The sequence below is a fragment of the Simplicispira lacusdiani genome (assembly GCF_003604195.1).
Lineage (GTDB): Bacteria > Pseudomonadota > Gammaproteobacteria > Burkholderiales > Burkholderiaceae_C > Simplicispira > Simplicispira lacusdiani.
On sequence record NZ_QXGR01000001.1, the window covers coordinates 479,879 to 490,956 of the forward strand.

At 68.1% G+C, this 11,078-nt stretch carries 12 protein-coding genes; 5 read left to right on the plus strand and 7 right to left on the minus strand.

Going from position 1 to position 11,078, the window contains the following annotated elements:
* Positions 1 to 263: 263 nt before the first annotated feature.
* Positions 264 to 1,673, plus strand: coding sequence for a Wzy polymerase domain-containing protein (locus D8S75_RS02170; protein ID WP_306419003.1), 1,410 nt, complete (start codon positions 264 to 266; stop codon positions 1,671 to 1,673).
* 3 nt (positions 1,674 to 1,676) lie between these two features.
* On the opposite strand, the gene moaC is transcribed toward D8S75_RS02170, so the two are convergent.
* Positions 1,677 to 2,177 (minus strand): cyclic pyranopterin monophosphate synthase MoaC, encoded by a 501-nt coding sequence (gene moaC / locus D8S75_RS02175; RefSeq protein ID WP_119964280.1) that lies wholly within the window; start codon positions 2,175 to 2,177, stop codon positions 1,677 to 1,679.
* Positions 2,178 to 2,236: 59 nt separating this feature from the next.
* On the opposite strand from moaC, the gene D8S75_RS02180 reads away from it, so the two are divergent.
* Positions 2,237 to 3,817 carry a M48 family metalloprotease gene (locus D8S75_RS02180; protein ID WP_119964281.1) on the plus strand — a complete coding sequence of 527 codons (1,581 nt, stop codon included), beginning with the start codon at positions 2,237 to 2,239 and terminating at the stop codon, positions 3,815 to 3,817.
* Here D8S75_RS02180 and D8S75_RS02185 read toward each other — a convergent pair.
* Both D8S75_RS02185 and D8S75_RS02190 read right to left on the minus strand, forming a co-directional pair.
* Complete coding sequence (locus D8S75_RS02185; RefSeq protein WP_119964388.1) at positions 3,785 to 4,138, minus strand: phage holin family protein; 354 nt, start codon at positions 4,136 to 4,138, stop codon at positions 3,785 to 3,787. The two genes, D8S75_RS02180 and D8S75_RS02185, sit on opposite strands and share 33 nt — an antisense overlap.
* Positions 4,139 to 4,234: 96 nt before the next feature.
* Positions 4,235 to 4,984, minus strand: coding sequence for a TerC family protein (locus tag D8S75_RS02190; RefSeq protein ID WP_119964282.1), 750 nt, complete (start codon positions 4,982 to 4,984; stop codon positions 4,235 to 4,237).
* 341 nt (positions 4,985 to 5,325) lie between these two features.
* On the opposite strand from D8S75_RS02190, the gene D8S75_RS02195 reads away from it, so the two are divergent.
* Positions 5,326 to 5,751, plus strand: a complete 426-nt coding sequence (locus tag D8S75_RS02195) for a DUF3717 domain-containing protein (protein WP_119964389.1) — start codon at positions 5,326 to 5,328, stop codon at positions 5,749 to 5,751.
* A 45-nt stretch (positions 5,752 to 5,796) separates the two neighbouring features.
* Positions 5,797 to 6,099, plus strand: a complete 303-nt coding sequence (locus D8S75_RS02200) for a putative signal transducing protein (protein ID WP_119964390.1) — start codon at positions 5,797 to 5,799, stop codon at positions 6,097 to 6,099.
* Between the two features lie 10 nt (positions 6,100 to 6,109).
* Here the strand turns inward: D8S75_RS02200 and D8S75_RS02205 are convergent, their stop codons facing one another.
* Both D8S75_RS02205 and purB read right to left on the minus strand, forming a co-directional pair.
* Positions 6,110 to 6,670, minus strand: coding sequence for a YaeQ family protein (locus tag D8S75_RS02205; RefSeq protein WP_119964283.1), 561 nt, complete (start codon positions 6,668 to 6,670; stop codon positions 6,110 to 6,112).
* A 77-nt stretch (positions 6,671 to 6,747) separates the two neighbouring features.
* Positions 6,748 to 8,127 carry an adenylosuccinate lyase gene (gene purB / locus D8S75_RS02210; RefSeq protein WP_119964284.1) on the minus strand — a complete coding sequence of 460 codons (1,380 nt, stop codon included), beginning with the start codon at positions 8,125 to 8,127 and terminating at the stop codon, positions 6,748 to 6,750.
* 104 nt (positions 8,128 to 8,231) lie between these two features.
* Here purB and D8S75_RS02215 point away from each other — a divergent pair, with 104 nt between their 5' ends.
* Positions 8,232 to 8,846: a glutathione S-transferase N-terminal domain-containing protein gene (locus D8S75_RS02215; protein ID WP_119964285.1), complete on the plus strand. Its 615-nt coding sequence runs from the start codon at positions 8,232 to 8,234 to the stop codon at positions 8,844 to 8,846.
* 273 nt (positions 8,847 to 9,119) lie between these two features.
* On the opposite strand, the gene D8S75_RS02220 is transcribed toward D8S75_RS02215, so the two are convergent.
* Entirely contained in the window at positions 9,120 to 9,725 is a 606-nt protein-coding gene (locus D8S75_RS02220) for a glutathione peroxidase (protein WP_370807232.1), read from the minus strand.
* 116 nt (positions 9,726 to 9,841) lie between these two features.
* Complete coding sequence (locus D8S75_RS02225; RefSeq protein ID WP_119964287.1) at positions 9,842 to 11,044, minus strand: HD-GYP domain-containing protein; 1,203 nt, start codon at positions 11,042 to 11,044, stop codon at positions 9,842 to 9,844.
* Between the last annotated feature and the right edge of the window lie 34 nt (positions 11,045 to 11,078).

Here is an 11,078-nt window from a genome sequence, read left to right on the forward strand (position 1 = left end):
GTCAGCCGGTCGGCACGCAAAGAACACAGTGGGTGGGTAAATTGCTGGCCTATGATCATGCCACTTTTGTGGGTGACATATCTATGCCTTTCACCGCGCTGCCCCTGGCGCTGGCGGTTGCCATTCCGTTCCTTTTTCCATATACCCAACCTCCAACCACCAACTTCTGGCCAGTTGTGGCTGCATGGTTTTGTGGGGTGGGCAGTATGTTGGCGTGGCTGCAGTGGTCACGTCTGGAAAAACCTAAGGTGCACGTACAGACCATGCCCATCGAATTGGCCATGGTCTGCAGCACCGGCCTCCTCCTCGCCGCCCTCCTTGCCAGCGCCATCGGCCTGCTGCAGTATTTCGACTTGGCGGCGGGCCTGGACCCTTGGGTACATGCGTCCCGGCCTGGTCAGGCCATGGGCAATCTGCGCCAGCGCAATCAGCAGGCCACTTTGCTGAGCATGGGCGTCTGGGCCTTGCTGTGGGTGGTGGCGCAGACCCAGGCGCACGCCCTCGCGGGCGAGCGCCGGCAGATTCCAGGGGCAGAGGCTTGCCAGGACGGGCTTCAGTGGTCCATGGTGCTGGTGGGGCTGCTGACGGCATGGGCGCTGGCCCTCCTGGCCGTGGGCAGCGCGGCCACGGCATCGCGCACGGGGTTGGCGCAATGGCTGGTGATGCTGGTGTTGCTGGCGTGGTGGCGTGCCTCGCTGGGTCGGGCGATTCTGGTGCTTGCGTTGGCCGGGCTGGCCATCTATGGCGTGGCGGGCTGGCTGCTGCCGGAGCTTCTGCGCCAGTGGACCGGTTTCCAGGCCGACGGGCTGTTCGCGCGCTTTGGCGATGCGCCTGGCTGCACCAGCCGGCGGGTGCTCTGGTCCAACGTGCTCTACCTGATCGCGCAGAAGCCTTGGCTGGGCTGGGGTTGGGGCGAACTCGATTACGCCCACTACATCACCCTGTTTCCGGGCCCGCGCTTCTGCGTTCTGCTCGACAACGCGCACAACCTGCCCCTGCACTTGGCCGTGGAACTGGGCGTGCCGGTGGCCGCCCTGGTGTGCGTCGCTGTCCTGGCCTGGGTGTGGCGCGCGCGCCCCTGGAGGGAGCAGGACCCGGCGCGCCAGTTGGCCTGGGGCATTCTGGCCCTGGTGGGTCTGCACAGCATGCTCGAATTTCCGCTGTGGTATGGCCCATTCCAATTGATCACGGCATTGGCCGTGTGCATACTGTGGCGCAGGTCCGCTACGGCGGCGCAAGGTGGCGCTGGGCGTCTGCCGTGGGCTGCCAAGGTGTCGCTGGCCGCTCTGGTGCTTGCCGCCCTGGCGTATGCCAGTTGGGACTACCGCCGCGTGAGCCAGGTCTTCCGGCCGGTGCAGGAGCGCCCCCCCGAACTGCGTGAAGACACGCTGCAGAAGGTGGCGGGAACCTGGTTGTTCGCCGACGCGGTGGATTTCGCGGTGCTGACCACGACACCGGTCAACCCGGCCACGGCAGCGCGCGTGCATGCGCTGGCCACGGCCCTGTTGCATTACTCGCCCGAGCCGCGCGTGATCGAGCCGTTGGTCAAAAGCGCCACGTTGCTGGGCCTGGACGACGAGGCCGCCTTCCATCTGCGCCGCTACCGGGCCGCCTACCCTGCGGACTACGCGCGCTGGAGCGCGCGCAACCGCGCCGCGAGTGGGCCGGAGTGACGGTCAGGCCTGTGGAGGCGCCGCCACGTAGCTCCCCGACTTGCCCCCATGCTTTTCCTGCACGCGCACGTCGTGGATGGACATGCCGCGGTCCACGGCCTTGCACATGTCGTAGATGGTGAGCAGAGCCACCTGCACGGCGGTGAGGGCCTCCATCTCCACCCCGGTCGGCCCTACGGTTTCGACGGTCGCGGCACAAAATATGCCGCTGGCGCCCGGATGGCGAGCGTTGGCAGCTTCAAATTCAATAGCAACACGGGTCAAGGCCAGCGGATGGCACAGGGGAATCAGGTCGCTGGTCTTCTTGGCGGCCTGGATGCCGGCGATGCGGGCGATGCCCAGCACGTCGCCCTTCTTGGCGGTGCCGGCCTCGATCAGCGCCAGCGTGGCCGGCAGCATCTCGATGCGGCCGGTGGCCACGGCGATGCGGTGCGTCGCGGCCTTGGCGGCCACGTCCACCATGTGGGCCTGGCCCTGGGCGTCGAAGTGGGTGAGTGCGGACATGGGGTGGTAACCGGGTGAAGCGGATGGGAAACTTTGGCGGGACGGGGCATCATACGTGCATGTGGAACCGCAGCAGCACCCCATCAGGCCTTTCGGACTCTGGCAGCACGATCGTTCAAAAAAATAAGCAAAAATGGCCTCCAGGGCATGCGGTGAAAGCGCTAGCAGCTTCTTTTTTAATAGCAACTTCCTGGGCCCTGACGCCATCTGCGGCCGCGCAGGTGAGCCTGCCCACGCTGGGGGATGGCGGCGACATCACCACCAGCGCCGAGCGGCGCCTGGGCGACGGCATCATCCGCCAGCTCTACCGCGACCCGGATTACATCGACGACCCCATGCTCATGGAGTATGTGCAGTCACTCTGGCAGGCGCTGTTGGCGGCCGCGCGTGAGCGCGGCGAACTCTCGCCCGAGCTGGACGAGCGCTTCGCCTGGGAGGTGCTGCTCGGGCGCGACCGCACGGTCAACGCCTTCGCCCTTCCCGGCGGCTACCTGGGTGTGCACCTGGGGTTGATCGGCGTGGTGGGCAACCGCGACGAGCTCGCCTCGGTGCTGGCGCATGAGCTGAGCCACGTCACGCAGCGCCATATCTCGCGCCTGATTGCCCAGCAGGGCCGGCAGACGCCGTTGATGATCGGCGCCATGATCCTGGGCGCGCTGGCGGCCAGCAAGAGCCCCGACGCGGCGCAGGCGCTGGCCATCGGCGGGCAGGCCCTGGTGGTGCAGAACCAGCTCAACTTCTCGCGCGACATGGAGCGCGAGGCCGACCGTGTCGGCCATGGCCTCATGGCCCCCGCCGGCTTCGCGCCGCAGGGCTTCGTGGGCATGTTCGAAAAGCTCCAGCAGGCCAACCGCATCAACGACAACGGCTCCTGGCCCTACCTGCGCAGCCACCCGCTGACCACCCAGCGCATGGCCGACATGCAGATGCGCCAGCTGCCGGGCAGCGCCAGGGCGCCCGCGCCCACGCTGGAGCACGCCATGCTGTCGGCGCGCGCGCGCGTGCTCGGGCGCCCGGGCGTGGATCTGCTGCGCCAGTGGGTGGCCGAGCCCCAGGGCACGGCCTTCGCCGCGCTGGTGCCGGAGCGCCAGGCGGGGGGGCTCTACGCTGCCGTGCTGGCGGCCAGCCAGCTACGCGATGAAGCGGCCGTGCGCGCCCTGCTGCCGCGCCTGCGCGAGGCGGCCGGAAAAGAGGCGGCCGCGCAGCGCCAGGCACGGCTGCTGGCCGCCGAGGTGGCGCTGGCGGCGGGCGATGCCGCCACGGCGCTGCGCGAGCTGCCGTCGGGCGAAGGGCGGCCCGAACTCTTGCTGCGCACCCAGGTCCGGTTGCGCCTGGGTTCCGCGGCCGAAATGGCCGGGCCGTTGCAGACCTGGGTCGCGCTGCACCCGCGCGACGCCGGCGCGTGGCAGCTGCTGGCCGGCGTGTGGCAGGCCCAGGGGCAGCCGCTGCGCGCGGTGCGCGCCGAGGCAGAGGCGCACGCGGCGCGCTACGACTACGCCGCCGCAGTGGACCGCTTCAAGGCCGGGCAGGACCTGGCGCGGGGCAGCCGCGCGCCGGCCGACCATGTGGAGGCATCGATCATCGACACGCGCCTGCGCGCCGTGGAGTCACTGCTTCGGGAACAGGCCGCCGAGCGCTGATTCGATCAGCAGGCCCAGCGCCGAGTAGATCAGCGAGCCCAGCAGCGCCGCGCCAAAGCCGTTCACATGGAAGCCGTCGAGCACCCCGGCGGCGGCCCAGAACATGAGCGCGTTGATGATGAACAGGAACAGCCCCACGGTGACGATGGTGACCGGCAGCGTCAGCACCACCAGCACGGGGCGCAGCACCACGTTGAACAGCCCGATGACCAGGGCGGCGATCAGCGCGGAAGTGAAGCTCTGCACCTGAACGCCGCTGTAGAGGTAGGCCACGAACAGCAGCGCGGCGGCGCTGAGCAGCCATTTGGCGAGGAGTTTCATGGCGCCAGCATAGCGCAGCACCCCCGCAGGCGCAAAAACGGGGACCGTGGTCCCCGTCGAGGTGTTGCTAGGCCCGGCCGCCGGCCGGGCGCGGTGTCAGCGGGCCGAGGGCTCGGGCTCGGTGACCGTGGCCGCATGGCGCGCGGCGAGCCATTTGCCGATGCCCAGCACCATCAGCGCGCCGGCGATGCCGGCACCGTACTTGATCCAATCGTTGGCCTGGTCGATCTTGAGCATCCAGGGCAGGGTGTCGGGGTTGGCCACGGCCGGGTCGGAGACGAACATCGTGCCAGCGATCCAGCCCAGCAGCATGCCGCCGAAGGTGATGATGGCGGGGAAGCGGTCCATCAGCTTGATGACCAGCTGGCTGCCCCAGACGATGATCGGAATGCTCACCAGCAGGCCGAAGATCACCAGCGGCATCTCGTGGTGGTCGGCCGCGCCCTGGGCGGCGCCAGCGATGGCGATCACGTTGTCGATGCTCATCACCAGGTCGGCCACGATGATGGTCTTGATGGCGGCCAGCAGCTTGTCGCTGGCGTTGATGTTGCCGTGGTCGTCGTCCGGGTCGGGTGCCAGGAGCTTCACGCCGATCCATACCAGCAGGGCGGCGCCGACGAGCTTGAGGAAGGGGATGGCCAGCAGCGTGAGCGCGAAGTAGATCAGCACCACGCGCAGCAGGATGGCGCCGGCCGTGCCCCACAGGATGCCCTGGGTGCGCTGCTGCGCGGGCAGCTTGCGGCAGGCCAGGGCGATGACGACGGCGTTGTCGCCGCCGAGCAGGATGTCGATCATGATGATCTGACCGACAGCGACCCAGAATTCTGGGGTCATGAATTGTTCCATGGAGTCCTCTTGGTTTCCGTAGCTAGGCTTCGCGCCCGGTTGGCCGCAGGCACGCAGGGCATGCCCGAGCGGACATGGCGTGTGCCTTCGACCAGACCCGGCGCAGGTTCGGATCGAAGGTCTTGCTCGGCGGCGCCATGGAACGCACCGCCCGACAGGCCGGGAACGCACGAGACGCTCCGTATTGACGACCTGGCGATACCCGGATTGCAGAAAACGGGCGGGAGCTACTCCCCTTCGGAACGGGATTAGACCATCGCCGGCTTTCGCCTGGCAAGCTGTGGGTATTACGCATGCCGCTCGCCCGGGTGGCGCGGCGGCGCCGCTATCATGGCCGGCCCATGGCCGCCCTCCACATCGCCGACATCGAAGCCGCCATCAACCACTGGCGCGCCCGGGCGCCCCGCTCGGAAGGCCCCGCCCTGGCGCCGCCCCTGCGGGCCCTGGCCGAGGTGTATGCACGGATGGCGTACTTTCGGCAGGACGAGATCGACGAATCGGCGCTGGCGGGCGATGCCCTGGTGGCCTGGCTGGACTGGTATGCCACCACGCCCGACACGCCCTGCATCGCCATCTGCTCCACCAGCCAGGGTGATGACTTGTGCAAGGGCTGCGGGCGCAGCTTTGACGAAGTCCAGCACTGGCCGGCCTACAGTCCGGCGCAAAAGCGTGCCGTCTGGCGGCGCATCACCCGGCAGGGCACGGCCTGGCGCTTTAACCGCTATGCCGAGCGGGCCCAGGAGGGAATGAGTGAAAATGGCCTCTAGCCATTGTCAATCAAGCGGCAAAAGCTATGAAAAAAGGAGCGAATGATGCGCCGTCTCACCCAGGCTCCGAACATGGCCCTGGCCACCCTCTGGGCCGACCTGCTGTGCGAGGGCGGCATGCCGGCGTCGGTGCAGCGCCAGTACCTCGGTGCCGCTGCCGGGCATTTGCCACCCGATGAATGCCTGCCCGAGATCTGGCTGCGCCACGATGAGCACCTGGAGCGCGCCCGGGCGTTGCTGGACGATCTGCGCAACCTGCCCCAGCGCCGCTGGCGCTGCGCATGTGGTGAGCTGGTTGAAGGGGGCTTCGAGCAGTGCTGGATGTGCGGCGCGCTGATGCCGCGCTGACGGCGCGCGGCTATTTCCAGCGCACGGGTTCCAGGTGCACGCTGCCCAGGTTGCTGCTGAGCGTGAGGGCGCCCTCCTGCACCGTGGCCTGCAGCTGCATGCTGCGCTCGGCCAGTTGCGCCAGGGCCTGCGAGGCTTCGGTGGGGATGCGCCAGACCTGCAGCTTGTCGAGCCGCGAGAGTTTGGTCTCGATGCCCTTCCACCAGATCTCTGACGCGTGGTTGAAGCAATAGACGATGACCGCATCGGCCTTGCTGCAGGCCTTGGTGAGCGGCTTGTCCTCGGGCTGCCCCACCTCGATCCATACCCGCTTGCGCCCGGTGAAGTCGGTCAGCGAGGCGTCCGGGTCGTCCGGGTCCGACAGCCCGGCGCCAAAGGCGAGCTGGCCATCGCCGTTGCACAGGTCATTGAGCTGGTGCGCCTGCATGGCCAGCGCCGCCAGCCGGACCATCATGCGCTCGTCGGTCTCGCTCGGGTGGCGTGCCAGCGTAAGCGCGTGGTCGGCATAGTAGCCGTGGTCGATGTCGGCGATCTGCAGATTCGCCTTGAAGATGGTGGACTTGATGGCCATGGGCTGTCAGGTTGAAATTGATAGCTGCCAGCGCTTATGGGCTAAGCGCTGGAGGCCAAAAAGGCTTGAAGAAGCGGTCAGACCCGGCGCGCCAGCTCGGCGGCCTTGCCGACGTAGCTGGCGGGCGTCATGGCCAGCAGGCGGGTTTTCTCGGCCTCCGGGATGTCGAGCGAGCGGATCAGGCCGTGCAGCGCCTCGGCGGTCACCGTCTTGCCGCGCGTGACTTCCTTGAGCTTCTCGTAGGCGCCCTGCACGCCGTAGCGGCGCATCACGGTCTGGATGGGCTCGGCCAGCACTTCCCAGGAGGCGTCGAGGTCCTGCGCCAGGGCTTCCTCGTTGAGTTCGAGCTTGTTCAGGCCGGTCAGCAGCGAGGTGTAGGCCAGCGTGGCATAACCCAGGGCCACGCCGATGTTGCGCAGCACCGTGCTGTCGGTCAGGTCGCGCTGCCAGCGGCTCACCGGGAGCTTTTCCGAGAGGTGGCGCAGGAGCGCGTTGGACAGGCCCAGGTTGCCCTCGGCGTTCTCGAAGTCGATCGGGTTGACCTTGTGCGGCATGGTCGAGGAGCCGATCTCGCCCGCCTTCAGGCGCTGCTTGAAGTAGCCCAGGCTCACATAGCCCCAGATGTCGCGCGAGAGGTCGACCAGGATGGTGTTGGCGCGCGCCACGGCGTCGAACAGTTCGGCCATGTAGTCGTGCGGCTCGATCTGGATGCTGTAGGGCTGGAAGGTCAGGCCCAGGCCCTCGGGTTCGTGCGTTTCCACGACCTTGCGGCTGAAGGCTTCCCAGTCGAACTCGGGCCAGGCGGACAGGTGGGCGTTGTAGTTGCCCACGGCGCCGTTCATCTTGCCCATGATCTTCACGGCGGCGATGCGGTCGCAGGCGGCCTGCAGGCGCATGAGCACGTTGGCCATTTCCTTGCCCACGGTGGTGGGGCTGGCCGTCTGGCCGTGCGTGCGGCTGAGCATGGGCACGGCGGCGTACAGGTGGGCCATCTCGCGCAGCTTGAGCACGATGCGGTCCAGGCTGGGCAGCACCACCTGGTCGCGGCCGGCGCGCAGCTGCAGCGCGTGGCTGGTGTTGTTGATGTCCTCGCTGGTGCAGGCGAAGTGCACGAACTCAGCGGCCTTCTCCAGCTCGGGGCGCGCCTCGAACTTGCTCTTGATCCAGTATTCCACGGCCTTCACGTCGTGGTTGGTGGTCTTCTCGATCTCCTTGATCGCGGCCGAATCGGCTTCCGAGAAGTTCTTCACCAGGCCCAGCAGGTAGGCACGCGCGCCCACGCTCAGCGGCTTGAACTCGGCGAAGCCGGCGTCCGACAGGGCGATGAACCAGGTCACCTCCACTTGCACGCGGCGGTGCATGTAGCCGTGCTCGCTCATGATGGGGCGCAGCGGGGCCAGTTTGGAGGCATAACGGCCGTCGAGCGGCGAAAGGGCGGTGATGGTGGACAGGCTCATGGCGCAATATTGTAGGTGTCGCACGTGTCAGGCGTGCGTGGGCGGGTGTCGATAGAATCGGCAGCCCGGCGCACCCCCGGCGCCCGAGCCACGGAAGCAGAACCATGAAACTGATCGGATCCACCACCAGCCCCTATGTGCGCAAAGTGCGCATCGTGATGGCGGAAAAGAAGCTCGACTACCAGTTCCTGCTGGACAACGTCTGGTCTGCCGACACCAAGATCGCCGCCTCCAATCCCCTGGGCAAGGTGCCCTGCCTGGTCATGGAAGGGGGCGAGGCGGTGTTCGACTCGCGCGTGATCGTGGAATACCTCGACACCCTCTCGCCCGTGGGCAAGCTCATTCCATCCACCGGCCGCGAGCGCGCCGAGGTCAAGACCTGGGAGGCACTGGCCGACGGCCTGCTCGACGCCGCGATCCTGGTGCGCCTGGAGAACACCTTCGAGGGCCGTGCGCCCGCCCAGCGCAGCACTGCCTGGATCGACCGCCAGCTGCAGAAGGTTGACGCCAGCCTCAAGGCCATGGCCCAGGGGCTGGGCGACAAGGCGTTCTGCAGCGGCATCCACCTGAGCCTGTCCGACATCGCCGTGGGCTGCGCCCTGGGCTGGCTGGAGTTCCGTTTCCCCGAGATCGGCTGGCGCGCCGAGCACCCCAATCTGGCCCGGCTCATGGACAAGCTGGCGCTGCGCCCGAGCTTCGCCGACACCGTGCCGCGCTGAGGGCGCGCGGGCACAAAAAAACCGGCTTGAAAGCCGGTTTTTTTGTGCCTGGCGAGCGCGCCGGGCGGGAAGAAAATGGTTGCGAAGCGTCCCGAAACGAAGAAGAGAGGGAGGGAGGAGAAGCGCTTCAGGGTTTCAATCGGCCTCGGAGACCGAAAGGCTTCGCAACATCAAACGGGGCAGGCGTGTCGAGCGCCCTGGTGTTCCATAGAGTGGGGTGGAAATGCAAAAGTTCCAGCCCCCGTGGTGCAAAAAAATGAAAAAAACGTGCGCTCACCGGGCCTGCGCCTGCGGTGCGCGCAGGGCCAGCTGTTCCTCGATGGCGCGGACCAGGGCGCGGCTGTCGGGCGCGGTCAGGCTGGTGTAGCTGTCCACCACCCGGCCGTCGCGGCCCACCAGGTACTTGTGGAAGTTCCAGCGCGGCGGCCCGCCGGCCTGCTGCGCCAGCTGCTGGTAGAACGCATTGGCTTGGGGGCCTTTCACACTGCTCTTGGAGAACATGGGAAAGCGCACGCCATAGGTGTTCTCGCAGAACGCCGCGATCTGCTGGTTGCTGCCGGTTTCCTGGGAGAAATCATTGGACGGGAAACCCAGCACCACCAGGCCCTTGCCCTGGTACTTGGCGTGCAGCGCCTCCAGCCCTTCGTACTGCCCCGTGAAGCCGCAGTAGCTGGCGGTGTTGACCACCAGCAGCACCTTGCCGCTGTACTGGCACAGCGACTGGGGCTTCTCGTCCTGCAGCCGGGGAAAGGTGTGCTGCAGCGTGGCAGGGCAGGCATTGGCGGCCGGGGCCTGCGGCGCCTGGGCGGCGGCGGTGGCGGGCAGCAGCGGGGCGCAGGCCAGCAGGGCCGGCAGCAGGGACAGGAGGGGCGCTTTCATGGTGGGCATGGCGCGAGCCGGGACGGGAGGCCGCCAGTGGAGCACAGTTCCCTGGCGGGCGTGCTGGTCCGGCCGGTTTCCCGTGTCGCCCGCAGGGGTTCCGCCCGCGCCGGGCGTCAGACCATGGCGACGAGCCGCGCCACCTGGAGCTGGATGCGCACATCCTTGTGCGCCACCGGGCCGGTGATCTTCCAGGCGGGCTGCGCGGTGTCGCGCGGGATCATCTCGCCCGTGGGCATGCCCGCGCGGTTGGTCACCACGGCCACGCGCGGCGTGGCGGCGGTGGTGCCGCGGCGCAGCACGATGGCGACTTCCTGGCTGGCCAGGCGCACGAAGGCGCCGGGCGGGTAGATGCCCAGGGCCTTGACCAGCGCCGCGCCGGCTTCGTCCACCTGCTGCTCCTCGTCGTAGTAGCTGGCCTGCATGGCGGCCGTCACCGGCATGGGCCAGCGCGCGGCGCGTGGCGCCAGCCGCGCGGCGAACACGTCGGCGCGCTGGATCAGGCGCGCGATCTGCTGGGCGGGGGTTTTCTGGTCGAGCTTGCCAGGCATGCGGTGGTGGTGGCAGCGCACGGCTTCGAGCCACACCGGGTCGGCCACGCCCAGGTGGCGCAGCAGGGTTTCGGAGCGCGCGGCGTGGCTTTCCACGGCGGCGATCTGCGTGGCCGAGAGCGGCTGCATCTGCTGCGCCAGCTGGTCCTGCAGCTCGGTCATGGCGACGTTCATGCTCAGGGCGGCACGGCCCAGCTGCTGCACGCGCGCCTCGGGCCAGCGCAGCACCTCGCGCGCGGTCACCATGCAGACGCAGGACACCAGCATGGCGTGGGTGGCGCTGTACATGCGGGTTTCCTGGGCCGAGAGGAAGATGAGCGCCAGCACCGTGGCGTCGGGGGTCTGGGTGCTCATGCGCGCCAGCTCGTCGTGCAGGGCCTGGAAGCGGCTGCCGAAGTCGGCCGGCTGCGGGGAGCGCAGCAGCTGCGTGGCGCGGTTCTGCAAGGCGGGCCAGTCGGCCGGAGCCTTGTCGTCGCGCTCGCGCTCGGTCTGCGTGCCGGCGCTGATCTTGATGGAGGAGATCTGGCCCAGGGGCTTTTCAGACATCAGCATCCGCTGCAGCTCGGCCAGGTAGGCGCGGTGGCTCTCGCCCGACTCGTCGGTGTCGACGTAGAGCGACACGCCGCGCGAGAGCAGCCCCTTGAGCTCCTCGCGGTTGCGGATCACGAAGCCTTTTTGCGCCAGTAGCGAACCGTCGGCGTTGCGCAGCACGAACGGCAGCGGGTGGCCGAAGTGGATGGAGTCGAGGCTCAGGGGCACGAGGTTCATGGTCGGTGCCCATTATCCCGCGCCCCCGGGCGGG